Genomic DNA, 25,214 nt, shown 5'->3' with positions numbered 1-25,214 from the left:
TCCATACTCATCGGTTTCAGATTCAAGGTCGTACTTTTCGATATCACTTAGGATTTCGAATAGTGTATTCTTGAAGACTTGATATTAAAAAATTGCGCAAAATAAGGAGATATAAAAGAAACGCGAATTCAAATCACAAATTGCCGAAATCAAACCGCGCCACCGGGTAGTGGCGTGGTTGTTATTAACCAATATTGTGAATTATTTGCTCAGCAACGTCTTTGCTTCTTCCAACGTCGGAACTTTTCCACTTAGAACAACTTTTCCATCGATGGCTACTGCTGGTGTCGCAACTACTCCTCTTGAGATTATCTCGTTAATGTCGTCTACTTTTTCAACTGTTGCATCGACGCCGAGTTCTGCAATTGCCATTTCCATGATTTTTACGGTCTGTTTGCATTTTGGACATCCCGAACCAAGTACTTCTACCTTCTTCACCATTTTTGAATCCCTCCTGTTTTGATAGTGATTTATGCCAATAGCCCGTAAATCATTCCAAACAGTGTTGAGAAGAGAATGACTAAGCCAAAGTATGTGAATGCTTTCTTTTTACCAAGAAGTCGAGTAATCACTATCATACTCGGTAAGCTCAAAGAGTTGCCGGCCATAAGTAGTGCCAAAGTAGGACCTTTTGCCATACCAAGCTGTGTAAGGGCTTGCACAATTGGAACTTCTGTAAGCGTTGCAAAGTACATAAAAGCACCTATAACGGAAGCGAAAAATGTCGAAAGTATGTTATTTTTCCCAAGCAAAAATACTACTACATTCTGCGGTAAGAGTTTCGTTATTATTCCAGCAAGAAAGACGCCTATGAACAAGTACGGGAGTATCTTTTTCGCAAAATCCCATGTTTCAGCAATCCATGCTTTTGTTTCGTCTCTTTCAAAGCCGAAGAAGGCCATGCTTAATACTGATATTCCAAGTATTCCTAAACCTGCATTCTTGATTGTGGGGTTTATCTTAAGTCCACTGAATACAAGGAACAAAAGCTGAAGTACGAAGAATACTATAGCTTTTGCACTGCTTGTATTCGCTTCTGCTGTCTGCACGAATCCTCCGCTGCCTTTTCCTTTGTATATAGCTTCCATGACAAGGCCTATTAGTATTGACGCAGTTATTGTTGCAACCATTCTTGCAATTCCAAGGTTCCAACCAAGAACGCGCGCAGTTAAGAATATCGCTGCAATGTTAATCGCTGGACCTGCGAAAAGGAAGGTTGTGGCAGGACCGATTCCAGCACCTTTTTTGTATATGCCACCGAAGATTGGAAGTATTGTACAAGAACAAACTGCAAGAATTGCACCACTAATTGCAGCTAAAGGATATGATATGATTCTTTTTGCATCAGGGCCAAGGAATTTCAGTATGGCATCCTTTTTCAGCATCACAGAAATAGTTCCTGCAATGAAAAAAGCAGGAACAAGGCATAACAAAACGTGCTGCCTTGCGTACTCATTGAGCATCTTGAAACCATTCAGGATGCTCTGCTGGACTATCTCTGAGTCAAACGGAACAAAGTAAAATAACAAGAATACAGCAACAATTAAAACGAAGAGTTTTATTTCGCTCAATCCGAATGCACCTCCTGCTTTTGTTCGGCTTTTAGTAAATCCAACAGTTTGTAAAGAAAGTCGTTTTCCGGTAAGCTATAATACACCGTAGCACCTATTTTCTCAGATTCAATGAGTCCACTTAACCTCAATATGCTCAGATGTTGGGAAAGATTTGGTTGACTGATTCTGATTCTTGGTAGCATCTCGCATACGCACAGTCTTTGATGTTCTCTTAGTAAAAGAAGTATCTGCAATCTAACAGGGTGTCCTAATATTTTGAACATTTCCGCGTACTCGCTAAGTTTGTCCATCTCTTCACCACCTTCCTTAACACTTTCTAATTTCATTATATAAGAATATTCGAATATGTCAATATAGAACTTGAAAGAAAACCGGGCGTCTCTGGAGCCCGGATAGTAGGATGCAATTAGTTCATCTTTTTATAAGTATCATCGTTATATCGTCTTCTTGCAGTCCTGAGGCGCGCTGTGACATTGTTTTTAGGTAGATTTTAGATGGATTATCATCAGAGGAAAGTAAGTTCAGTAAGCCTTCTTTGCCTAACATTCCTGTTTTTGTTTTCATTTCAGTGAGTCCGTCTGTGAACAAAAGTAGGTTCCCACTGGACAAATCATGGGTGTTTATCACCGTTGAATCGTATTCTTCTGATAAACCAAGTCCAACTGGGACAACATTCTTTGTGTCCAGTACGATTTTCTTCGTTACATTAACGGGAGATGGATGTCCCATGTTGATAAAGTGAAAAATTTCTTCATTCAGTTGGCCAATGATACCTGTAAGGTAAATATTTTGAAGGTCAAACTTTTTGAGTTCGTTCTCCAACAAAAATGGTAGTCCGTTAAGTTGTGGATCGAATGCTATTATTTGGTCCAAAATAGTGCGAATGAGCATACTGACAAGTGCGGCGGCAATTCCATGTCCGCTGATATCAATGATACCAATCCATGGAGGATTGTAGTAAATCATATCACCGCCAAGTCCGCTTGAAGGGCGATAAAAGAAGTCAATGTTATCGGTACTCTTTGGAACAAAACTTTCTTGAACCTTTATTGCAACTGCCATGTCTGCGTCTATTTTCTCGGCATCGGTGAATAGTTCGATAGCACCTATAACCTTGTTTTCAACCTTTATTGGCAAGCCTTCCACGGAGAACGGTCGTCTTTTCCCAGACTTTGTAAGTCCATAGACTGCAAAAGGTACCTGAACAGGGATTCCGTTTTTGATAGATTGGTACAAAGGGCACAATTCTGTAGAACACACAGGAATACCGCTTCTATCGACATGATTTAAAACCTGCTGAGCGCACGGTTTACCAATCACCTCAGAAGCCTCGTAACCTGTTAGTTTTGTGGCCTGCTTATTCCAATAAACAATTCGTCTCTCTGTGTCCACAACATATGCTGGGATTTCTATTTCGTCGATGAAATCAATTACTTTTGCGTTTCGTAGGTACTCGATAAGTTCTGAAGAAACCATAGCACCACCACCTATACTTTTCAGTTAAGCTATTCTATAACTGAGATGAGATTGTTTAACCATTCTTTATACAGTGCTTCGTCGAGTAGTTGTTTCTCATCAGGGACTTGGTCAATTAAATGGACTTGGTCATCGCTTGGTGAGTGTTCAACGATTACTTTTGATAAAGGCATAACTATGTAACTTCTCGTGTTGGGAAGGACCTTCCAAAATTCATCTGTGTAAAATGAAAGGTTTGAGAGAATGCTATCTCTTGCACTTTCGGTTGTTAATATTTTGGCAGTTCCGTTCGAAGCTACAAAAGCAAGCAGCGTCTTGTGAGGCGTGTAGAAGCACGAGCTGTCCACAAGAAAATAAACCTTCGCATGAATCCTATCTTGGTCGGGTTCGATAGGGAGCTGTTCCTTTTCAACCTGGCGATATTTGTGGCGTGTTAACAATTTGGGATAAAGATTTGTTGGTTTATCTATGAGCTTTGAAATAATCGCTGAAGGAATGGTGTTGTCGCCGTCATAAGCGTAGCGCAAATCGAAGATTACTTTTTGTATTTCGTTTGATAGTTCTTTGAATATGTTTTCAACAACTTTCATATCTTCCCTTTTTGAAATGCTAAACGTGTTGATCCTCACAACTTTGCACTGTTCAAAGTCGTACAACTCCACAGGGGCGATATGCATAGACTCTTGGAATTCTTTAAAAGAAATGGCTTTTATGTAGGACGTACGCTGGGCAATGGAACCGGGAAGCTGGTACTTGATTTGCAAAGTACTCGCATCGATTATTTTGGGATAGTACGGCAGTAGTTTGTCGACAAATGAGTATTTTTGCTGGAAGTCATCGAGTGTTGGATACAGGCCTTTGTATTTTTCTAATATATCGTCGATAGGGAAACCGTTTATAGCTAATATAACCGAACCAACAGGTATTTCACATTTACTCATCGATACAAAAACTTTTTCGTTGATGTACTTGAATCTCAAAGGCAACACTTTATCCGTAGATTTTAGAGGGACTTCCAAACGCGTCACGTCGTCTTCCAAAAGTGAGAGCATTGGATAAACTGAAAGTGCAAATTCATACGCCGTCTGTCGTCTGTTGATTAATATTTTGGAACTGTTGATTTTTTCTATGGTATTTAGGTCAACAAGGTCAACATGTCTGTCTTTAAGCCATTCTTTGATTACTTCTAAATCTACTTGCAGACCGTACGGCGAGTATCTAAAGTGCTCATATGCATAGATTGCAAATCCACCTATTACAAATACAGCAATTATGAAAATAACTGTGAAATTAAAACCTTTCATTCTCATCCCCACCTCCAATTTGAGACACTCAATTTTATTATACTACTTTCTCAGTAATTGGGTGCAACTGTCCGCGGCTGGTTGGATTGAAAAATGTATTGTGGAGAGTATAATCTTTATAGAGTGCTTGTATTGGGGGCGTTGATATATGAGAAGCTGCACTTTTTTGAGAAGTTTTGTCTTTATTATATTCTTTTACCTATTCGTGTCAGCTAATGTCAATATATCCTTTGCTCAAGCATACGCTGAGTCTAACGAGAAATTCGAAATAAAGCATGAGCTATTTCAAATAGCAAGTTCTGTTGGTTCTCAAATGCCCTTGTTTTCATTAGGTATCCTCTCTTTTGCTTTTGATGAGCCTATTAACGGAGCTTTCCCAAGATCTGATTTTCTTAATGCGCTGAACAATATGAATATTTTCCATTTCGCCGTGCTTTCGGTAGCTGTTGCGGGCTTAGTGCTTCCATTTGACAGTTATACCGCGCTGGCAGTTCTCGAAAGTTTCGTTGTGAGCGCGGCCATTACTGGTGTCGTTAAGTTTCTTGTAGGACGTGCAAGGCCGTATGTTTCTGACAGCCCGTACACTTTTAAGTTCTTTTCCACAGACGAGGCTTACCAATCTTTTCCTTCAGGACACAGTGCACTCAGCTGGGCGATATTTACACCCGTTGCAAAGAAATTTGGTGAGTTCTGGTACAGTATCCCAACGCTGTTTGCGTTGCAAAGACTTTGGTCAAATAATCATTGGTTTTCGGATGTTTATTACGGAAGTCTTATTGGATACACGACAGGTGTTGTCTTTTACGATTCTAAAAGCCAATGATTGGACTAATTGATGGACTGCTGTTATCTTAATGGGGGGATTGCTTTGTTCATATACGAATACGATAAGACGGTACCATTTAATCTGAAAGTTGAAAGAACTGAAAAATACGACCTTTTATCGTACGATACAGTCTACGAGCCTGATATTCCAGAATCAAAGCGTATCTACACATATCGGTTCCATTCAGAAAGTCCGTGGGCAAAGTTGATATTCTTGCACGGGATAGGAAACGGGCATGTACCTTATCTGATGTGGTTTGGTGAATATTTTGCCTCAAGAGGTATTGAGACATTCTTTATGATTCATCCTTACCATATGCAACGCGCAAAACCTGATTGGAACGGTGGCGAGCCGTTTTTCCACCATTCTCCAGCCCACTGCATTGTCAGGTTCCATCAAGCAATTAAAGACGTCCGACGAACTCTTGATTTGATAGAAACGTTTGAGGAAGTAGCGAACCTTCCGACTGGGATTATGGGGTTCAGCTTTGGCGGCATGATAACAGCGATGAGTTTGGCTTTGGATAAGCGTCTGGAGGCTGGAATTATAGCGTTCTCAGGTGGGGACTGGCGCTGGATAAATTGGTATTCACCGTACGTTGAACCAGTTAGAGAGGGCTACAAGAAGTACAGCAATGAGTGGGGCTGTAAGGATGAGGCAAAGTGTGTTGAGTTGAGGAGTGCAAGCAGGAAGAAAGTCCACGCATTGAAAAGTATAGAGGAGATATTCTCGCTTACACCTACGTGCTTCCACTACGACCCCATATCGTATGCGAAGTTTATTAATCAGCCAGTTCTAATGTTCACCGGTGTGTTCGATAAGGTTATACCTCATCAAGCATCCAACGGATTTTACAGATTGCTACCGAATGCTAAAAAAATTCCTGTACCATCAGGGCACAAGTCGTCTTATTTGTTTAGAAGATTCATTGGTAAGGCAAGCGAGAAGTTCCTAAAGGAGCATTTGGTCGAAAAGAGAACTCAAAACCTCAGCTCAAAAGCTATTTAAGGATGTCTTGGCAAACGTTGATAGTGTCTCATGGATAGCCCTTCAATCGTAGTCCTAGAAGAAACCAAAGTTTGCTGAGGATAACAACGGTTATGATTAGAATGACAAGTACAGCAACAAGCACACTCCCGCGTCTGAACTTTAAATTCGTGTCTGAGGAAGTAGATTTCCTTAACTTCATGGAATTTTCCCCCATCCACAGAAATGTTGCACAGCCCCCAATGTTAGTATATCACAAAATACGAAAAATCCCCTGACCTTAGGCCAGGGGATTTTTCTGGTAGAGTTATGATTATTCTCTAAAGAACGTCAGATATGCGATAAAGAGGATTGCGAGCATCCATGTGAACCAGTGGACTTCTTTGCGCTTTCCAGAGAGCGTTTTGACGATAGGATATGTTATTATTCCAAGGGCAATACCGTTTGCAATTGAGTACGTGAACGGAATCATCGTAAGTGTGACAAACGCAGGAACCGCATCGGTTATATCATCCCATTTGATGTTCAAAAGGCTCTTAACCATGAGGACGCCGACGAATATGAGAGCTGGGGCTGTTGCTGCTGCTGGTACGGTCAGTGCAAGTGGCGAGAAGAACAACATGGCAAGCATGAGTAAGGCAACGACAACAGCGGTTAAGCCAGTCCTTCCTCCAACTGCAATACCTGTGCTACTTTCAATGTAAGTTGTAACTGTCGAAGTTCCAAAAAGAGCTCCTACAACGGTTCCTATTGCGTCTGCAAGATACGCCCTTGTTCCTCTCTCGAGCTCGCCGTTCTTCTTTGTGAATCCAGTACCTTCAGCAAGTCCAGTTAGAGTTCCCAATGTGTCAAAAAAGTCAACGAAGAAGAAGGTTCCAACAACAACCCAGAAAGTGCCCGAAAGCAGCGTCTGTGCATCAAATCTAAGTTTGAGGAATGTTGGAGATATATCGGGTATTTTGCCTATTATTCCTTGATAGTGAGTAACATTGAAGAGAGGAGTTGCACCAATTATCGTTGTGAAAATGATACCAAGAAGAATAGAGCCTGGAACATTCAAGGCGAACAGAACAACGGTTATAAAGAATCCTACGATGGCAAGTAATGTGTCTGGTCTGTTCAGATGACCGAGCGTTACAGCCGTTACCGGATCGGCCATGACAATCCCAGCATTTTTCATACCTATCAAAGCGATGAACAGTCCAATACCTGCACCAGTTGCCGCTTTCACTGGTTGTGGAACTGCTTTTGCAACGAACGCTCTGGCACCTGTTACCGTTAGGAAGACAAATATGAGACCTTCGATGAAAACCGCGGTTAAAGCTAACTGCCAAGGAATGCCGAGCTTCAAACACACTGTGTAGGTAAAGTAGGCATTGAGCCCCATACCAGGTGCAAGTGCGAATGGGTAATTTGCAAACAATCCCATGATGAGCGTTGCAATGGCACCGCCAGCTATCGTTGCGACCATAAATGCACCGTAGTATGTGTTGTAAAGAGCTTGGTCGAGAACTTTTCCAGTTTGGTCAAATATGCCTGGGATAGCTTGGACAAGGATGGATGGGTTGACAAAGACGATGTAAGCCATCGTCAGGAACGTGGTAATACCTGCCACGATCTCTCTTCGGACCGTGGAACCTACCTGTGAAATACCGAAGTACCTGTCGACACTTTCCATGCTCTTTCCCCCCACGCTAAGATTTTGGGAATTCTTACTGGGAAACTTTGTTTTTCTCTCTCTTGTTTCCCAGTTTTCTTTATACTATCCTATTTCAATTTAATCTTTGTTTTGTTCTCAAACTCTACAACGACACCATCAACGATTATATGGTCGATATCAGTGCCCTCGACCATTTGGATAATTGCATCCTCAAGGTCCTTCTTTTCTTTGTTCAGCTCTTTGATTGTCTCTTTCACTCTCAAGTACCTTCTCACGAAGTTTTCGAGTGTTTGCAAAAACTGTTCTTTCTGCGCATCGTTGATAATTTCTGCCATGTTATAACACCTCACTTATTTTTTCTACAACGAATTGAACTTCTTCATCGGTTAGTTCTGGGAATATTGGTAGCGCAAGTGTCGTTTTTGATAACCTTTCTGCAACCGGGAAATCCCCTTCCTTGTAACCGTATTCGCTGAAACACTTCTGTAAATGCAGAGGAAGTGGATAATACAATGCAGTGCCGATTTCGTTCTTGGTCAAGTGTTCCTTGACCCTATCTCTTGCTTTTTCATCTTCAAATTCAACAACGTACTGGTGATAAACGTGTACTTTATAATCTTTTTCTTCCACTTTTGGATATTTCACAGGGAGTTTCTTTTCTTCAAAGAGCTTTTGATAAAGCTTTGCTATTTCTATCCTTCTTTGTGTCCATTCGTCTAAATATTTAAGTTTGATGCTGAGTATCGCCGCGTGCATGGAATCGAGTCGTGAATTGTAGCCAACCATTTCATGGTAGTACTTTCTTTTTGAACCGTGCTGTCGCAGCATCCTTGCACGTTCAGCTAATTCGTCATCGTTTGTTACTATCGCACCTGCGTCGCCATAAGCACCAAGGTTTTTCGTTGGGAAGAAAGAAAAAATACCAATATCACCAAATGTTCCTGATTTTTTGACGATATTGCCGATTTTGCCTTCGCTTCCTATCGATTGCGCGGCATCCTCCAATATTTTAACACCAAACCTCTGTTTGAGAAAGTCCATTTTTTCAAAATCAACTGTTCGGCCGAATAAATGAACGGGTATAACAACCTTCACTTTTTCTTTCTTTAGCACGCTTTCAACTTGATCAAGGTTAATATTGTATGTGTCGGGTTCTACATCTACGAATATGGGAACACCACCGTTCCTGACGATACAAGAAGCCGTGGCGAAGAAGGTGTACGGTGTGGTTACGACCTTTTCACCTTTCTCTATTCCAATGGCATGGAGAGAGATAACTAATGCATCGCTTCCGTTTGCTACTCCGATAGCGTGCTTAACATTTAAATATTCAGCGAGTTCTTTTTCAAATTTTTCTACAGCAGGGCCAAGTATAACTCTTCCGTCTGATAGAACTTGGTCCAGAGCCTCTAAGACTTCGCTTCTAATTTTCTGGTACTGTCTTGTCAAATCAAAGAGAGGAATCATATGAACGACCTCCTACATAAAAATATGGTATAAATAATTTAGCTTAAAAAAATTGAGGGCAGGACAACTTATGTCACCTTGGCTTTTAAGCCATTTAAGGAGTCTGTTGCCTGCCTTTAACCATGATTAGTTGGTTGGGCTTTCAGCCCTCGTCAGCATGGAGGATTGGTTCAGCAGGCTCCCTGCCCTCATCATTCGAAAGGAGGATTTTTCATGGATAACTTCCCTGTTTTCGTCGGCATCGATGTTTCCAAGGATAAGTTCAACGTCTGCGCTATCTCTAATCCCAGTTCCATCATCTTCGAATCTTCTTTCGATATGTCCCAGCAAGGCTTTTCCTCCTTCGCAAACAAACTCTCTGCCTTCCCAAAACAATCCATCATCATCGCTATGGAATCTACTGGCTGTTATCATCTCAACCTTCTGGCTTTCCTTTCTTCCAACGACTTTGCTTGCGCTGTTTTTAATCCTCTAACTGTTAAAAACTTTGCTTCTCTTCGAAAGACCAAAACCGACAAAATCGATGCTCGCATTATCGCTACTGCTTTGTTTTACCTACAACATCAAATTCCTTCTTCTGCTTTTGTCAACTCTGAGCTTCGTGATATTGTCAGAGCACGCGAAAACATTATCCACCGCATCGCAAAAGTTAAAGGCAATATCGAAAAACTGCTCAACGTTCTTTTCCCTGAACTCGAAAGAGTTACCAATATCTACAGTGACACTATCCTCAATCTTCTTTCTCATTTCCCTTCTGCCAAGGCTATTCAAAAGGCTCGTAATCTGGATGTGTTCTTTTCCAAAGACCGTGGCAGAAGTACAAAACTTAATGCTCAAAAACTTAAAGAACTCGCTAATAACTCGATTGCTCAATATTGGCCGATGAAAGAAAAGATTCTTGTGCAAAATATCAAAGAACTACAATTTTTACAGCAACAGCTTGAAGAATACGACAAGATGATGAAAGAATATTGCGAATGTAGTGCGATAAACCTTGATATCGAGATACTCACGTCAATACCAGGTATTGGTGAAAACAGCGCGATGCATTTCTTGGCAGAAGTTGGAGATATCTCAAGATTTAGTACATACAAAAAACTCATTGCGTATTGTGGACTCGATCCAAGCATTGCCCAATCAGGCAAAAGCAAAGTAGAAGGACACATATCGAAAAGGGGCAATGCCCACCTAAGACGAATACTATGGCTAATGGCAGTGAGTGTAGTGATTCACAACGAATATTTCCGAACATACTATGAACGAAAAAGGCAGCAAGGTTTACCGTACAAAAAAGCGATAATGTCAGTAGTACACAAGTTATTGCGAACGTTGTACGCAATGTTGAGAAAGAAAGAGAAGTTCAATATTGATTATGCTATCTCACACTCAAAACAAAAATTTAATTTTGCATAGTTGACTCCTTCTAAAATTGTTATTTTACGTGCGAGTAACTTATTTTGCAGTGTTCTTCAGAAAACATTAGTCGCACAAATTCGACGTTCCTGAAATTCACATAGATGTCGTATCCTGTGTTTTCTTCAATGAACTGCAGAATGCTCTTTCCCTCACCAACTGGTTGGAAATCGTTAGGTATATGAATGAATTGTTCCATCCCTATTTTGGACTGTTTTAGCGGTTTTGCGTATAGTTTGTACGCCCCAACTTGCTTTTCAAAAGCACTTAAATACTGCTCAGCAATGGTGTGGTTCTTCATGTTTAGATAAAGCATTCCTAAAAAGAGTTTACCTTCTGGTGTTCTTTCGAATCTTCTTATTTTGTTCAAATCAACTTGATATCCTGCGAGAAATTTCCTAGCCTCTACAGCCAACTGACCGAACACACACCACTCAGGAGCAGTTATCGTTTCGCCACGCAAGTAAGCTTTATGGACGTTCAGACAAGTATGATTTTGGATAGGATAATCCCTGCTGCTATCGATATACACTCCCAAAAGCACCATTAGTGAAGCAAAACCTTTTTCACGAACTGCGGCGGCCAAGCTATCTTCGCTTGCTTTCCCCAGGTACAGTTCGTAAATTAGATTCCATATTGTTGACTTTCTTGAAAGCAGTATCAATAGTTTTTCGATCCCTTCACCTGTTCCCTTAAGTAGCTCCCTCTCGAGTAAAAGAAGTAGTGAGTAAATCTGCTCAGGATATGTCTTTAAGAACATCACGGCTTCTTGAGATATATCCTCGCCGTTGTACATCGCTGCCAGCAATGTGTTGTATTTTGCTTCGACACCAGTTGCTTGTTGAAAAGACTCTTTTGCTTTTGCTATATTTCCCTCAAGTAGCCGCGACAAACCTTCATAGATGATTTTCAAATTCATGTTCGTTGTTTTGTTCATGAAGGTCCTAAGTGTTTTGATGACGTCGTCAATGCTTGCGTCATAATCCTGGCAGTTTATGTCGTAAAGCGTTAAACTCTTCTCTTCTGATAAATGGGCTGTTGTGACAACGCTTTCTTTTAGCTTCTTAATTGTTTCCTCGTCGGTACTCGCAACTTTTTGTTTCTCACTTTTCTTCTCTTTTAGTAAGCCTTTCTTTTTCAAATCTTTTTCAAGTTCCTCTTTGAGCTTTAATAAATTTTTGAGTTTTTCATCTTCATTTTCAAAACCACCAGACATATTATCACCTCTTATCGCATCTTGCTATACCTATATTATTGTCTTAAGCGTTGCATGATACTGTAGTAGGTATTTCCTATTACAACATGGTCATGGACCGTTATCCCCAGAAGTTTTCCAGCTTCAATGATACGCTTTGTGATTTCTACATCGTCTTCACTTGGCGTTGGGTCACCTGATGGATGATTGTGAACAATGATTACGCCGTGTGCATTTCTTAAAATGGCTTCTCTAAAGACATCTCGCGGATGAACTATAGACGTCGTCAATGTGCCTTTCGAGATATCTGAAGAGCCGATGATTTTTAGTTTTGAGTCAAGGAATATAACCCTCACAACTTCTTGTGGCAAATTCTGCATATCCAAGCAGTATTGAAAAACGTGCTCAGGTGAACTTAGTGATTTCTCCGTATTTCTTATTTCTTCTTTTACTAATCTCTTCGCTATCTCCAATGCCGCAAGCAGTGTTACTATTTTGACCATTCCAAGACCTTTTACTTTTTTTAAGTCTTGTATCGTTGCCCTTGATAATTTGTACAAACTCTTTCCGTGCCGTTCATATATTTCTTTCGCAACTGTTAAGACGTTCTTGTTTTTCGTTCCTGTTCGCAAAAGTATCGCAATTAGTTCTTCAGTACCAAGAGACTGCGGGCCTTCCTTAAGTAATCTTTCCCTCGGACCATTTTCGAGTGGCATATTTCTCTATGACCCCCCTATCAAATAGTACCTGCCACAGCTTTGGCATAGGTAATCCCACAACGTTTGTATAATCCCCCACGATTTTTTCTACAAAAACACCACCGAGTCCTTGTATACCATATGCACCAGCTTTGTCTAACGGTTCACCTGTAGAAATATAGTACGAAATTTCTGAGTCGCTCAAATTTCTGAACTTGACTTCTGTTTCTTCGAAGAATTTTATCTCTTCATTGGATATTTTAACATACACTCCCGTGAAAACCTTGTGCCAATTTCCAGAAAGTTTTCTGAGCATCCTCCATGCATCTTTTTCATTTAGAGGTTTGCCGAGTACCTCTCCCTCTAACCAGACAATCGTATCGGCTGCGATAATTGCATCGACTTGGTCAAGAGCTAATTCATTCATTTGGCTTCTTACTACTAATTTCTCAAGAACATTTCTTCCTTTCAGTTCCGCAAGGTGTATAACTACCGAGGCAGGATCGTAAACTCTGTTCTCAGGGAGATGTTCGTCAACATCAGGTTTGACTACCTCGAAAGGCAAATTGAGTAAAGACATTAAGTGAACTCTCCTTGGCGAGGAACTACCGAGTACTATCAAGGCGATACCTCCTACAATTATACGATTTAGTATGATTCAAACTTTTCGTATCAGAACTTCAAGTCATACCATATGTTTTTGATATCCGTATTGTAATCCTTAAATTTATCTTTTGAGCAGACAACACCTTTTACCTCTTTTGCAAGGCCCAGTATCAGTTCATCGGCAGGTGAGTGATAGTAGGTGCGTTTGTAATTGAAATAATTCGTTCGAAATTTATATTTTGCGTTAGCATCGAAGACCAGATAGAACGGGAAATAGGTGGGAGCCAATCTTGAAATGTGCTCCAGAAGTGAATCGATCTTGTCAGGTCCTCTCAATTCAGGTGCAAGAAGAACGTTATTTCCATCTATTATAACGGGGATATTCTGCTCCTTCGAGCTCAAAACCTTCCACACGTAAGGATGGACCTTCTTCTTTATTTCACTCTTTTCTATTGGGCTTAGGTATTCAACAAAATCTTTAACCCAAAGGTATTCTTCCAAATTTTCCGGATTAACTTTGAAAATGGCCTCCTTAACATCCTTCAAGAAAGTTTCGCTTTCAACACTTTCGATGGCGTAAAGTTGAAGAAAGTTCTCTAGTTTTATCTCTTTTAGTTTTAGACGCTTTTTCGAAATGAATGCCTTGTAGTTCTCTATTCGTTCGTTTGGAAAAGGATATGCAGAAGGCTTTGCCCAAAATAGAATTTCGAAAAGTACATACCGCGATATCCTATTTTTTTCAAACTCCGCTATTTTTATCTCAATATTCTCTTGAATATTAAAAAGGCTATCAAGCAGAAATGAAAAAATAATAGGATTGATTTTTCTCAATCCTTGACTATCGGGATGTTCAAAATTGTTGATTAGCACTTCTACTTTAGCCCTATCGATATTTTTATAGTTTTTCAAAATATCTACAATAACCTTTCGCTTAATCTCTAGGCTCTTTAGTCGTTCCAAGTAAGACTGGTCGTATATATCCGTACTTCTTGAGTTTTTTGGCAACATACCACTCCCTAAAACGTCACTTGAAAAACGGGTTTAGTTCAAACAATCTCTTAATTGTAACGAGCTCACCGTGTCCTGGGCATATATACCACTCTTCGGGGAAAGATTTGAAAAGGTCTCTCAACCTTTTTATTGTTGCTGTCATTTGCTTTCTCATTGCAGCTTGTTCCGATTTATCTACATAGAGATCCACTCTACCGATGGAATTTGAAAAGACCACATCACCTGTAAAGATGACTCCATCGAAGATTACTATCCTTGACCCCGGTGTGTGCCCTGGTGCCAACACAGTTTGAAAATATTCGTCTATATTATACCACTCTACTTCAAAAGCGAAAGGTTCTGTAAAAAACACTGAAAGGTTTGATGTTGGATCCGTGAGTGCGATACTATCCTCAGGCGAAACGTACACCTTTTCAAATTCGATTTCGGGAAGTCCACTTATGTGATCGTAGTGACCATGCGTAATGATAACATCTACCCTTTCTTCTTCTCCGAGGAACTCACCAATTCCAAAACCCGGGTCAATAACATGAATTATATCGTCTAATTTGAATTTGTAAGTGTTGGTCTCGAATTCCCCAGATGTCTTTAAGATTTCGATTGATGAAACGCTGAGTTTTGTAAGGTTCATGAGGAGCCCTCCTTGTATAGTAAAAGTTCCGACTTTTAGATGAAAAACCTGTACAAAATATTTGCTGAAAATCCAGCAACTATTCCACCAATTGTGTGCGATACAATTGCTTTACTTGTGAGGTACCGGTATCCTAATGCATCCATCATGCCTACATGTGTGCTAAGATATCCGCTCCAAGTCATTCCCACAGCTGTGAAGACAGCTACGTCGCTCGGTTTGAGTAATCCGTGTTCTAAGAATTTTGGAACTAGTGCGAGTGCTGCACCTGTTGAACCAAGGCAAGTGATGGGGAATGCGATAAGCTGTGGACTATCAAATCCAAAGAGAGCCTTAATCGGCCAGTATAGTAACTTACCAAGTTTGTCAAAAAGTGCAATACCCTCGTAAGGTAAACCTTGATAGCCAACTGCCGGATTCTTTGGACCGAATGTGAGCATCATGACCAGTGTGCTTATGACAAGCACACCTGGGATTATGCCAAGGCCTATGTCAACACCTGTCTTACCGCCATCAAGCATGGCTTCAAGTAACCTTTCAAACGCGTTACCTTCGCGTACGTCCCTAAGGTGCGGAACACTCTTGTCAACATCTTTATGAACACTTCCCAAACGTCTCTTAGTCCAGAAAGAAAATAACCTAACACTCACAATGCTACCAATGATTGTAGCTATATTTCCTACTACAACCGCTGGGAGTAAATTCATGCCAGTCTTACCACCTTGTGCGATGAAAAATGTTGAAACTATCATACCCATTCCAAATGATGTTCCTAGGTTGCACAGCAACGGTTCCTGCCATTTTTCAAAATGTGAAATGAACGCTTTATCTTTCGCAAGAGCAATTATTGCAGGGTTATCCGAAAAGTAAGTCGATATTATTCCCATCGCTGCGACGCCGGGAAGACCATACAGAGGGCGCATCAGTTTGTCGAGTAGCAGGTGAACCCAATGCACTATACCAAATTCATATAACAATCCAGCAAAAGCACCTGTCAGAACGGCAACGGCCATGATGAAAAAGACCGTGTTGAGCAGCAGGTCGTGCGCGGTTGCCATGAGTGTTTTGAAAAAGTTCGCACTACCCATAACAGCGATAAAGCCCCAGAGGAATATGAGTACAATGGCCAAGAAAATAAAGCTTTCCAATGAAAAGATAAGCTTCTTCTGCACAAGACTACCTCCCTTTAACTTTCTACTTCTTAAGCTCATAATGGAAGTCTATCATCTACAGGGAACATAGTCAAAACTTTTTGAAATGAAAAATCAGAAATGTATTCTTTTTAATCGCAGGATAGTAATTAATGTTTTGTAGCACTCAACGGCACTTCTGTATGGTATAATTAATGATAAAGAAGTGAAAAAAGATAAATAAGGAGGGGGCTTTTGTGTTAAAAAAATCCGAATTGAAAAACTTTTTCAAATCTCCAGAGTATAGTCCCATGACGTTCAAAGAATTGTGCAGGCATTTTGAAATCACTGAGCAAAGTGACAAACAAAAACTCAAAGCGATGCTCGAAGATTTAGTCAATCAAGGGTACATTTTCAGAGGCGACGACGGGAGATACACGCTAACTAAAGGGAATCTGCTCACTGGAATAATTGAGTTCACAAGAAGCGGTAATCTCGCTTTCGTAACGACCGATGACGGGTCAGAAATCGCTGTTCCTGTTGAGAAAACAAATTATGCAATGCACAAAGATAAGGTTTTAGTCCAGATTATAGGAAAATGGTACGAATTACCGGAAGGGAGAGTTGTCAAAGTACTCGAGAGAGGGATTAAGCAATTCGTCGGCGTTTTCCAAACAAGAGGACAATTTGCTTTCGTCATCCCCGATGATCCGAAACTGCCGTTCGAGTTCTCTATCCCAGTCGAGGAGATAAATGGTGCGAAACCTGGAATGAAGGTTGTCGCTGAAATCATCAGATATCCATCTCCAACGAAATCTCCTCAAGCGCGCGTGGTTGAAGTGCTTGGAAAAGTCGAAGACCCGGCTACTGATTTCCCAACAGTTGTTATTAAGCACAATCTCCCCGTCGAATTTCCGGAAGAAGTGCTTAAAGAAGCTGCTGCTTTACCAGATAGCGTTCAAGAAGAAGACCTGGAAGGTAGATGGGATTTTAGGAATGAAGTGATAGTAACAATAGACGGACCTGATGCAAAGGATTTTGACGATGCGGTACAGGTAAAGAAGCTCCCAAACGGTAATTACCTTCTTGGTGTACACATTGCAGATGTATCACATTACGTAAAACCGGGGACTGCACTGGATAACGAGGCGTACAACAGAGCAACGAGTGTTTACTTAGCAGATAGGGTTATCCCTATGCTACCATTCAAACTTTCGAACGGTTTGTGTAGCCTTGTGCAAGGTGAAGATAGGCTTGTGATGTCGTTGATTATGGAAATCAACAAACAAGGTGACGTTGTAGACTACAAGGTTGGAAACGGGGTGATCCGAAGTTACAGAAGGCTCGTGTACGATGATGTCAATGCCTTCCTTGAGGGCAGAACAGAAGGTGATAAACTCAAAGACTTGGCCGAACACATATATTTGATGAAAGAATTGAAAGACATTCTGAGGGAGAACAGAAGAAGAAGGGGTGCTATACTCGACATCGAAGGCGATGAGGTAAAAATCATCCTTGATGAGAAGGGTCACGCAGTTGATATAGTACCGAGAAGACGCGGTGAGTCCGAGGTAATTATCGAAGAGTTCATGATAAAGGCAAATGAAACCGTTGCCGAAATATTCCACAACGCGGGCATTCCTTTTATATACAGAATACACGAAGAACCAGATTTTGATACGATGCTCCAGTTAAAGAACTACCTAAGTGCGCTGGGGATAAAAATGAAACTCCCGCAACAAATACACCCAAGAGTTCTCCAAGAACTTCTTGAAAAGACAAAGGACCACCCTCTCAGAAGCAGTATCCAAAGGCTCTTGGTTCGTTCAATGAAACGCGCGATATATTCACCGAGCAATGTGGGACATTTTGGCCTTGCATCAGAAGCTTATACTCACTTCACTTCACCAATTAGAAGGTATCCAGACTTGATTGTCCACAGATTGCTGAAGCTGTACTTGGAAACTGGTGGCGCAATATCTAAAAAGGAGCTTAAAAAGCTCGAAAAGTACCTCGCCAAGGCTGCTGTTCACTGCAGCAAGAGAGAAAGGGTTGCCGATGAGGCAGAGTGGGATTACGAGGCATTGAAGAAGATCGATTACATCTCAAGGCACATTGGTGAAGTGTACGATGTTGTTGTAACATCGGTCACAAAGTTCGGTATGTTTGTTGAAATACCTGATAAATATATCTCCGGTTTAATCCACGTTTCAACTCTTGATGATTACTATTACTACGATGAGGTCAAAAGCATTCTCGTCGGTAAACGAACTGGAACGGTTTATAGGATCGGTGACGTGCTGAAAGCGAAAGTTGTAAGAGCAGATAAGGTGAGAATGGAGATCGATTTTGAAATAGCTTCAGCTGAAGACCTTAAAAAGCTTGAGAAACAAAAATCGGGTAAATCAATCCAGGCAGAAAGTGAATCAGAAATAGATAAGCTTATAGAAGGCGTGAAAATCAAGGAGAAACCAAGTAAGAAAAAGGATAAGAAGGATAAAAGAGGGGATGGCGATGGTTCCAGAAAAAATAAGGGAAGAGGTAGAAAAGCTAAGAAGAGAGATTGAGTATCATAACTATCGTTACTACGTTTTGGCAAGCCCAGTTATAACCGATGAAGAATATGATAAATTAATGCAAAGGCTTATCGAGCTTGAGGAAAAATATCCGGAACTCAGAACGCCAGATTCACCAACCCAGAGGGTTGGTGGTCAGCCTATTGAAGGTTTTGAAACAGTTGAGCACAGCGAACCAATGCTGAGCTTGGATAACACCTATAACGAGGCTGAAATACTGAACTTCCATGAGCGCGTCAGAAAAACGGTTGGAGATGTTGAGTACGTTGCCGAACTGAAAATAGATGGAGTTTCCATTGCTCTCAGGTACGAGAACGGATTGTTGTTAAAAGCAATTACAAGAGGTGACGGATTAAAAGGTGACGATGTTACAGCTAACGTGAAGACCGTGAAATCTATCCCTCTTAGACTGCCGGAGCCGATTACGATAGAAGTTCGTGGCGAAATATTCATGCCCGTGAGTTACTTTGAAGAGTACAACCAGCAAAGGGAAGAAGAAGGCCTTGCGCCCTTCGCAAATCCAAGGAATGCAACTGCAGGTACGCTCCATCTATTAGATCCGGCAGAAGTTGCAAAGAGAAATTTGGACTCGTTCATGTACTACGTAGTTAAACCACAGCAGTATGGGTTGAAGAGTCAGTGGGAGGCCTTGGAATTTCTCAAAAAATTACACTTCAAAGTAAACCCACACAACAAACTGTGTGAGTCGATAGAAGAGGTCATTGAGTACTGGCGCAAGTGGTCCAAGGAAAGAAGCAATCTTGAATACTGGATCGATGGTGTAGTTGTAAAGGTAAATGATTTTGAAAAACAAAATGAACTTGGCTGGACTGCAAAATCACCGCGTTGGGCTATCGCATTTAAATTCCCCGCTCAACAAGCACGGACAAAAATTATAGCTGTGTCCTATCAAGTGGGCCGCACAGGTGTGATAACTCCTGTTGCCGAATTCGAGCCCGTTGAACTCGAGGGTACTATCATTAAAAGAGCTTCTTTGCATAATTTTGACTATATAAAGGAAAAAGACATAAAAATAGGTGATTATGTTTTGATAGAAAAAGCCGGGGGTATAATTCCTCAGGTCGTCCATGTGGTTAAAGACTTAAGAACTGGGCAGGAACAACCTATAACCGTTCCCGACAACTGTCCTGTATGTGGTGGTCCCGTAGGAAAGGAATCAAAGGAATACGTTGCGTACAAATGTTTAAATCCACACTGTCCGGCGAAGTTGAAAAGACATTTGGAGGTTTTCGTTTCGAGGCAGGCACTCGATATACAAGGTCTCGGACCGAAAATTATTTCAAAGATCGTTGATGCAGGTTTAGTTAAAGACATAGCTGATATATTCTACTTGACAGTTTTTGACCTCGCACAAATTAGTGGTCTTGGACCTAAGATGATTTCAAACATACTATCGCAAATTGAGAAAGCAAAATCCGTGAGTTTTGACAGATTGATTGTTGGACTTGGAATTCCTGGTGTTGGTGAGCGCACAGCCAAGATATTGGCAAGGAAATTCCGCTCGCTGGATGAACTCACGAATTCTACAATAGCTGATTTATTGTTAATAGAGGGCATAGGTGAGGACACAGCAAAGAGTATATACGACTATTTCAAACTTCCAAAGACGAAGGAAATTATAGAAAAACTTAAAAAGGCTGGTGTGAACACAAAGAGCGATATCGAAGTCAAGGAAGATGTGCTAACTGGTTTAACTTTTTGCGTAACAGGAACGCTTAAATCTTTCTCAAGGGAAGAAATAAAGAGATTCATCGAATCTTTAGGTGGTCACTTCACCGATAATATTTCCAAGAAAACGGATTATCTAATCGTTGGTGAAAACCCCGGAAGTAAGCTACAAAAAGCGCAGAAATATGGGGTCAAAACCATAACTGAAGACGAATTTCTACAAATGGTAGAAGAAAGAAGAGCGCAAAAGGGTGGACAACAGGAATGAGCCAAAAAGAAAAAGTTTTTGCTCTTTTGATGTTTGGTGGCATTGGTTCACGATTTGGCTGGGATAAACCTAAACAGTTCTACGTTATCGACGAAATTCGCAATAAAACTCTGTTGGAATTCGTTGTTGAAAAGTTTGTTAATTTCAAGCTTTTTGATAGAATAATTATTGTCTGTCCCGAAAACTATTTGAGTGAATCAAAGACATTGCTTAGTGATTACATTAATCTGGTTGATTTTGTTACTGGCGGGGGCACTAGAGAACACTCCGTTTGGAACGGACTAAACTTTTTAAAAGATTTAGCAGGTCAAGAGGATATCGTTGTTATTCACGATGGGGCAAGACCTCTTGTAAGTAAGAAGATTGTTCAGCAAAATATAGAGGCTGCAAGTGGATATGGAGCTGTGGTGACTGCGATAAACACGACGGAGACAGTAAGCTATTCGGAAGACGGGAGTAAGGTCGATGAAATAATTCCACGCAGTAAGGTGTTTATCCATCAAACACCGCAAAGTTTCAAGTATCACCTTATCAAATCAGCTATGGAGTCCCAATTAGATTCTTTGCATCTTTTTACCGACGAAGCGTCGATAGTATTAAACGCAGGGCATGATGTTTACTACGTCACTGGAAGCAGGTTAAACCTAAAAGTTACAACAATGGAGGATATGATTTTTCTTAAAAGACACTTGGAAGATGATAGTCTTATCTAAGGAGACGCAATAATCTTAGCCGATATAGGAGGAGATTTGCTTGGATGTAAAGAAGATTCTGAAAAACGTACTAATAGCACTGGTAATAGGAATAGCCATAGTGAATATCATAGGCATCTTCTTTGCAAAACAGAATCCGATAATAGCGCTCAAGACCTATCCTTTTAAAGCCGTTCTGGTTCTCATACTTTTACTTAGTTTGGATTATGCTTCACAGTCCATAAGAACGGTAATAGTCTTGCGTAGTTTGGGCTACAAAATAACATTCTTTCAATCCCTTGAGAACTTTTTTCTTACCGTGTTCTTTTCCTTCGTAACCCCAATGTCAATAGGTGGTCAACCTCTGCAGATCTACCATTTTACCAAATTGGGAATTCCCTCCCACGAAGCTACTAACATTTCTTTGACGCGAATGTTCGAAGGTGTGTTTATTACATTTACAGTAAACATGATAATGTTGAAAACAATACTCAGAGAACTTAAAAACACAGTAGGTTTGTCCGTGATAATGGTTGGCTTTTTAGTTACGCTGGGAATAACAGTTGCAGGTATTTTAGCTTTTACTAACAAGAATTTTCTTTTCTCTGCTTTTAAATTCTTCTCACGGATGACGAAATCAAAGAAACTTGAGGAAAAAGAGAAAAAGGCATTAGAATGGCTTGACAAAATGACAAAGTCCACAAAAGAACTGTTTCGCAAAAACTACTGGACCCTAATAATAGATTTCGTACTCGGGTTGGTGATATCGCCTATCCCGGCGTTTATGCTGAAATACTCTATCGAAGCGGTGAGCAGTGTAAAAGTGCCACTTACAGTTATCTGGGGTGCGTTTAACATGCTTAACACTATAGTGTTTTATATCCCAACACCAGGTTCAAGTGGCGGTGTTGAGGGTTTTTACCAACTGATTTTCTCCCATCTCTACGATCCGAAATCTGCAATGACTGGGATATTTGTATTCAGGCTTGTAACTTATTATCTAATTATACTACTTGGAGTTTTCTTTATGTGGAGATTTGCAAGATTCAGGGAGGAGGTGTCGCACGTTGATGGAGTCAAGAATGAAAATGAATCAATCCAATCTTCTGTGGATGATAATAAGTGATTCGCATGATAACATATCCAATGCGAAAAAATTTATGGAAATAGCGAGACAAAGAGGAGTTACCCACATATACCATTTAGGAGATATCGTTTCACCTTTTATGGCTCCGTACTTTCTTGCAGAAGAAATCAAGTTCTTCGGGATATTTGGTAACAACGATGGTGAGAAATTATTCCTGATGCAAAAATTTCAAAACACGCTTCACAACCAACCGTACGAAAAAGAAGAAGAAGGTTTCAGAATTTTTCTTATGCATGAACCGTACGCGCTGCTTCCTGCAATAAAGTCCCAGTTGTACGACTTCGTGTTTTACGGTCATACACACCAATTGGATATTAGAACTGAAGGAAGAACATTGGTGATTAACCCAGGCGAATCCTGTGGCTACCTCACTGGAAGGGCTACGGCTGTTATTCTTAGGCCTGAAACACGTGAGTATGAAGTCATCGAGATTTAGGGTTTTTAGAAAAAGTTTATCAGTAGTCAGTAATGCGTTTGAAAGTTTCCTCGAAAACCTCCTAAATCTGGTCACGGATACTGAGTGTATAGTTTGTGGTTCACCAAGCCATGGAAAAAGGCTTTGCACTGAATGTGCATTAGTTATAGACGGACCTCCTGCTGTAACGACCAAGAGAATTGGTACAGCTTCAGTACACTATTTTGGATTCTACGAGGAAAGGCTCAGGGAGTTCATAATATCCTACAAATTCAAAAATCATCACTCGCTTGCCAAAGCTTTTGCAAAAATGCTTTACAGTACCATTCAATCAAACAAGCTTTCAATAGACCTAATCACTTACGTGCCAGCTACAAGGAGTGCAAAGAAGAAACGTGGATACGACCATATGAGACTGATAGCAAAAGAGCTCGAAGTCATATCAGGTCTACCTTCGATAGACGCATTAAGAGCCGTCCGTGAAACCGACCAATTGCTAACAAATGATAGAGCAGAAGCTGTTAAGGGGAAGTTCGCTTTAACGGATAATTCGACGTATCTGAACGGCAAAAAAGTGCTTTTAATAGACGATGTTTTAACAACGGGGAATACTATGCTGGAAGCTGCGAAAATCTTGAAAGGTGCAAAACCAAAGGAAATCTATCTTTGTGTGATAGCTCTAAACAGGGGTTAATAAAAAGTCATAAGGTGTTGGGAGGGAATCGTATGGATAATGCTCATAACATGCAAGAGGTATACATAACAGAGAACACAAGTTTTGAAGAGATCGCAGAACATTTTCCGTACTTAATACAGCCTTTACTTGAAAGAGGTATTAAAGTAATAGTATGCGGAGATGTCAAATGGGGAACGATAGGCGAAGAATTAGAGAGGTTAGGCTTGGAAAAACAAGAAATTTTGAGGGAACTGAATGAAATTGCAAGAAAACAGGGTGGACCCGTCCGATCCTTCAAACTGGATATTTAAAAATGTTAATGAAATCTGAGTGGTTTGGTGGTATAATAATTTGCTACGGTGTACGAATTTCGAGAATATTATTCCCATCCAAAACATCACTTTTTATAGCAGGAGGTGCAGGGTATGAAGAAGTTCCTTTTGGTTCTATTGTTGGTTCTCTCAGTAACGTTCTTTGGTGCAACGAAAGTAGTGTTCTGGCACGCTATGGGTGGAGCACAAGGAGACACACTTAACCAGATCGTGAAGGCATTCAACGAATCGCACCCAGATATCGTTGTTGAAGCAGTTTACATAGGCAACTATAACGCTCTGCAACAGAAATTACTTGCAGGTGCTCAGGCAGGGCAACTTCCAACGATTTCACAAGCGTACGCAAACTGGACAGCGAAATTGCTCCAGAGCAAGATCGTCGAACCACTGAACAAGTACATGAACGATCCAAAGATAGGTATTACAAAAGCTGAGTGGGAAGATGTTTTCAAAGCATTCAGAGACAACTGTACATGGGGTAACACAGTTTATGCCGTTCCGTTCAACAAGAGCCTTTACATCATGTACTACAATGCAACCGCACTTTCAGCAGCTGGTATAAGCGTTCCGAAAACAATCAACGAACTGCTCTACTCTGCAAGAGCTCTTACTAAAGATAAGAACAAGGACGGAAAACCTGATGTCTACGGTTTTGCATTCAGAACAACGGTCGATACATTCCAGATATTCCTAATGATGCGCGGTGGGGATATTGTCAAAAAAGACAGCAGTGGAAAATACGTCTCTGCTATTGACTCACCTGAAACAAGAGAAGTTCTTTCTTCAAAAAGCTACTCGATGATAAAATCGCATTTGCACAAGGTGGATACCTCAACGATATATTCGGTCAGGGTACAGTCCTTATGTACATAGATACGATTGCAGGAAGAACGTACGTTGAACAATCAGCAAAAGGTAAATTCCAGTGGTCATGGGCACCAGTTCCCGTTTGGAAAACAAGAAACGTCCCATTTGCAGGAACAGACGTAATCATGTTCTCAACAGCCAAAGAAGAAGAAAAACGCGCCGCTTGGGAATTCATGAAATACCTCATTTCTCCAGAAGTTACGGCCTACTGGGCGGTTAACACAGGTTATCTACCGGTTAGAAGGTCAGCACTTCAAACAACAATTTGGAAGCAAGCAGCAAAAGCCGACCCACTTATCGAAATCCCACTGCAACAGATTGATAACGCAAAGATGGACCCGCAACTATCTGTTTGGACGGAAATTAGAAACGTTGTTAGCACAATGTTTAACGACTTCATAAACGGAAAGGTTGACATGGAAACTGCAATAAAGAAAGCAGACGCCGAAATTAAGAAATATCTTGCAGAAGAATACAAATAATTTTTAAAGAACTAAGTCCCCCTTTCGGGGGACTTAAAGATTTTTAGCAAATCCCACTTTTCGAAAAATGAAAAGTGGGATTTTATTTTCGA

The 25,214-nt window shown here is 40.7% G+C and carries 27 protein-coding genes; 12 read left to right on the top strand and 15 right to left on the bottom strand.

Translation table 11 applies throughout. The annotated features are described in order from the left end of the window. Positions 1 to 201 precede the first annotated feature (201 nt). The 5 genes from CBS1_RS09990 to CBS1_RS09970 all read right to left on the bottom strand — a co-directional run bounded on the left by CBS1_RS09990 (position 202) and on the right by CBS1_RS09970 (position 4,354). A complete protein-coding gene (locus CBS1_RS09990; protein WP_033191124.1) occupies positions 202 to 441 on the bottom strand; it encodes a thioredoxin family protein in 240 nt (79 codons plus the stop codon). Positions 442 to 470: 29 nt separating this feature from the next. Next, entirely contained in the window at positions 471 to 1,562 is a 1,092-nt protein-coding gene (locus CBS1_RS09985) for a permease (RefSeq protein ID WP_090222544.1), read from the bottom strand. A 5-nt stretch (positions 1,563 to 1,567) separates the two neighbouring features. Then, positions 1,568 to 1,864, bottom strand: a complete 297-nt coding sequence (locus CBS1_RS09980; protein WP_052107064.1) for an ArsR/SmtB family transcription factor — start codon at positions 1,862 to 1,864, stop codon at positions 1,568 to 1,570. Between the two features lie 121 nt (positions 1,865 to 1,985). After that, the gene (locus tag CBS1_RS09975; RefSeq protein WP_090222507.1) at positions 1,986 to 3,050 is read right to left on the bottom strand and encodes a SpoIIE family protein phosphatase; all 1,065 of its coding nucleotides are present in this window, start codon (positions 3,048 to 3,050) and stop codon (positions 1,986 to 1,988) included. 29 nt (positions 3,051 to 3,079) lie between these two features. Then, positions 3,080 to 4,354 (bottom strand): S41 family peptidase, encoded by a 1,275-nt coding sequence (locus CBS1_RS09970; RefSeq protein WP_033191123.1) that lies wholly within the window; start codon positions 4,352 to 4,354, stop codon positions 3,080 to 3,082. A gap of 148 nt (positions 4,355 to 4,502) precedes the next feature. On the opposite strand from CBS1_RS09970, the gene CBS1_RS09965 reads away from it, so the two are divergent. Next, complete coding sequence (locus CBS1_RS09965; RefSeq protein WP_052107062.1) at positions 4,503 to 5,177, top strand: phosphatase PAP2 family protein; 675 nt, start codon at positions 4,503 to 4,505, stop codon at positions 5,175 to 5,177. 45 nt (positions 5,178 to 5,222) lie between these two features. Continuing rightward, positions 5,223 to 6,188 carry an alpha/beta hydrolase family protein gene (locus CBS1_RS09960; protein ID WP_052107061.1) on the top strand — a complete coding sequence of 322 codons (966 nt, stop codon included), beginning with the start codon at positions 5,223 to 5,225 and terminating at the stop codon, positions 6,186 to 6,188. A 28-nt stretch (positions 6,189 to 6,216) separates the two neighbouring features. Here CBS1_RS09960 and CBS1_RS10370 read toward each other — a convergent pair whose 3' ends face one another. The 4 genes from CBS1_RS10370 to CBS1_RS09945 all read right to left on the bottom strand — a co-directional run bounded on the left by CBS1_RS10370 (position 6,217) and on the right by CBS1_RS09945 (position 9,294). Next, positions 6,217 to 6,369 (bottom strand): hypothetical protein, encoded by a 153-nt coding sequence (locus tag CBS1_RS10370; RefSeq protein WP_158510126.1) that lies wholly within the window; start codon positions 6,367 to 6,369, stop codon positions 6,217 to 6,219. Positions 6,370 to 6,480: 111 nt separating this feature from the next. Continuing rightward, positions 6,481 to 7,845, bottom strand: coding sequence for an NCS2 family permease (locus CBS1_RS09955; RefSeq protein WP_033191122.1), 1,365 nt, complete (start codon positions 7,843 to 7,845; stop codon positions 6,481 to 6,483). 89 nt (positions 7,846 to 7,934) lie between these two features. Next, positions 7,935 to 8,162: a hypothetical protein gene (locus CBS1_RS09950; RefSeq protein WP_052107060.1), complete on the bottom strand. Its 228-nt coding sequence runs from the start codon at positions 8,160 to 8,162 to the stop codon at positions 7,935 to 7,937. Between the two features lies 1 nt (position 8,163). After that, positions 8,164 to 9,294 (bottom strand): DegT/DnrJ/EryC1/StrS family aminotransferase, encoded by a 1,131-nt coding sequence (locus tag CBS1_RS09945; protein ID WP_033191121.1) that lies wholly within the window; start codon positions 9,292 to 9,294, stop codon positions 8,164 to 8,166. Positions 9,295 to 9,507: 213 nt separating this feature from the next. Between CBS1_RS09945 and CBS1_RS09940 the strand changes: the two genes are divergently transcribed. Further along, positions 9,508 to 10,707, top strand: coding sequence for an IS110 family RNA-guided transposase (locus CBS1_RS09940; protein ID WP_241685479.1), 1,200 nt, complete (start codon positions 9,508 to 9,510; stop codon positions 10,705 to 10,707). Between the two features lie 19 nt (positions 10,708 to 10,726). Here the strand turns inward: CBS1_RS09940 and CBS1_RS09935 are convergent, their stop codons facing one another. Genes CBS1_RS09935 through CBS1_RS09910 form a run of 6 tightly spaced genes read right to left on the bottom strand, consistent with a single transcriptional unit; the run spans position 10,727 to position 16,020 of the window. Further along, positions 10,727 to 11,923, bottom strand: a complete 1,197-nt coding sequence (locus CBS1_RS09935) for a hypothetical protein (RefSeq protein ID WP_090223258.1) — start codon at positions 11,921 to 11,923, stop codon at positions 10,727 to 10,729. A 35-nt stretch (positions 11,924 to 11,958) separates the two neighbouring features. Then, a complete protein-coding gene (radC, locus tag CBS1_RS09930) occupies positions 11,959 to 12,618 on the bottom strand; it encodes a RadC family protein (protein ID WP_090223260.1) in 660 nt (219 codons plus the stop codon). Next, on the bottom strand, positions 12,581 to 13,222 hold the full coding sequence (locus tag CBS1_RS09925; RefSeq protein ID WP_090223262.1) for a Maf family protein: 642 nt from the start codon (positions 13,220 to 13,222) through the stop codon (positions 12,581 to 12,583). The genes radC and CBS1_RS09925 overlap by 38 nt, the downstream gene beginning before the upstream one ends. A 50-nt stretch (positions 13,223 to 13,272) precedes the next feature. Continuing rightward, a complete protein-coding gene (locus CBS1_RS09920; protein ID WP_090223263.1) occupies positions 13,273 to 14,211 on the bottom strand; it encodes a ribonuclease in 939 nt (312 codons plus the stop codon). A gap of 19 nt (positions 14,212 to 14,230) precedes the next feature. After that, positions 14,231 to 14,848, bottom strand: coding sequence for an MBL fold metallo-hydrolase (locus CBS1_RS09915; protein ID WP_033191116.1), 618 nt, complete (start codon positions 14,846 to 14,848; stop codon positions 14,231 to 14,233). Positions 14,849 to 14,883: 35 nt separating this feature from the next. Next, entirely contained in the window at positions 14,884 to 16,020 is a 1,137-nt protein-coding gene (locus CBS1_RS09910) for a CD0519/CD1768 family membrane protein (protein WP_090223264.1), read from the bottom strand. A gap of 215 nt (positions 16,021 to 16,235) precedes the next feature. On the opposite strand from CBS1_RS09910, the gene rnr reads away from it, so the two are divergent. From rnr to CBS1_RS10760, 9 genes are all read left to right on the top strand, one after another. Then, positions 16,236 to 18,545 (top strand): ribonuclease R, encoded by a 2,310-nt coding sequence (gene rnr / locus CBS1_RS09905; RefSeq protein WP_090223266.1) that lies wholly within the window; start codon positions 16,236 to 16,238, stop codon positions 18,543 to 18,545. Continuing rightward, positions 18,493 to 20,511, top strand: coding sequence for an NAD-dependent DNA ligase LigA (gene ligA, locus CBS1_RS09900; protein ID WP_090223267.1), 2,019 nt, complete (start codon positions 18,493 to 18,495; stop codon positions 20,509 to 20,511). Before rnr ends, ligA begins: the two co-directional genes overlap by 53 nt. Further along, positions 20,508 to 21,224 (top strand): IspD/TarI family cytidylyltransferase, encoded by a 717-nt coding sequence (locus CBS1_RS09895; protein ID WP_090223269.1) that lies wholly within the window; start codon positions 20,508 to 20,510, stop codon positions 21,222 to 21,224. Before ligA ends, CBS1_RS09895 begins: the two co-directional genes overlap by 4 nt. 40 nt (positions 21,225 to 21,264) lie before the next feature. Beyond that, complete coding sequence (locus CBS1_RS09890; protein ID WP_033191111.1) at positions 21,265 to 22,329, top strand: lysylphosphatidylglycerol synthase transmembrane domain-containing protein; 1,065 nt, start codon at positions 21,265 to 21,267, stop codon at positions 22,327 to 22,329. Further along, complete coding sequence (locus CBS1_RS09885; RefSeq protein ID WP_236938657.1) at positions 22,274 to 22,786, top strand: metallophosphoesterase; 513 nt, start codon at positions 22,274 to 22,276, stop codon at positions 22,784 to 22,786. The genes CBS1_RS09890 and CBS1_RS09885 overlap by 56 nt, the downstream gene beginning before the upstream one ends. Beyond that, positions 22,767 to 23,459 carry a ComF family protein gene (locus CBS1_RS09880; protein ID WP_236938659.1) on the top strand — a complete coding sequence of 231 codons (693 nt, stop codon included), beginning with the start codon at positions 22,767 to 22,769 and terminating at the stop codon, positions 23,457 to 23,459. The genes CBS1_RS09885 and CBS1_RS09880 overlap by 20 nt, the downstream gene beginning before the upstream one ends. 32 nt (positions 23,460 to 23,491) lie before the next feature. After that, on the top strand, positions 23,492 to 23,752 hold the full coding sequence (locus CBS1_RS09875; RefSeq protein ID WP_033191110.1) for a hypothetical protein: 261 nt from the start codon (positions 23,492 to 23,494) through the stop codon (positions 23,750 to 23,752). 114 nt (positions 23,753 to 23,866) lie between these two features. Beyond that, on the top strand, positions 23,867 to 24,646 hold the full coding sequence (locus tag CBS1_RS10765; protein WP_256329730.1) for an extracellular solute-binding protein: 780 nt from the start codon (positions 23,867 to 23,869) through the stop codon (positions 24,644 to 24,646). Next, positions 24,580 to 25,122 (top strand): extracellular solute-binding protein, encoded by a 543-nt coding sequence (locus CBS1_RS10760; protein ID WP_338323361.1) that lies wholly within the window; start codon positions 24,580 to 24,582, stop codon positions 25,120 to 25,122. The genes CBS1_RS10765 and CBS1_RS10760 overlap by 67 nt, the downstream gene beginning before the upstream one ends. Positions 25,123 to 25,214 lie beyond the last annotated feature (92 nt).

It is taken from the genome of Fervidobacterium changbaicum, from assembly GCF_004117075.1.
Lineage (GTDB): Bacteria > Thermotogota > Thermotogae > Thermotogales > Fervidobacteriaceae > Fervidobacterium > Fervidobacterium islandicum.
Note: the sequence above shows the minus strand (reverse complement) of the source record. Positions and strands in the feature narration are given on the sequence as shown.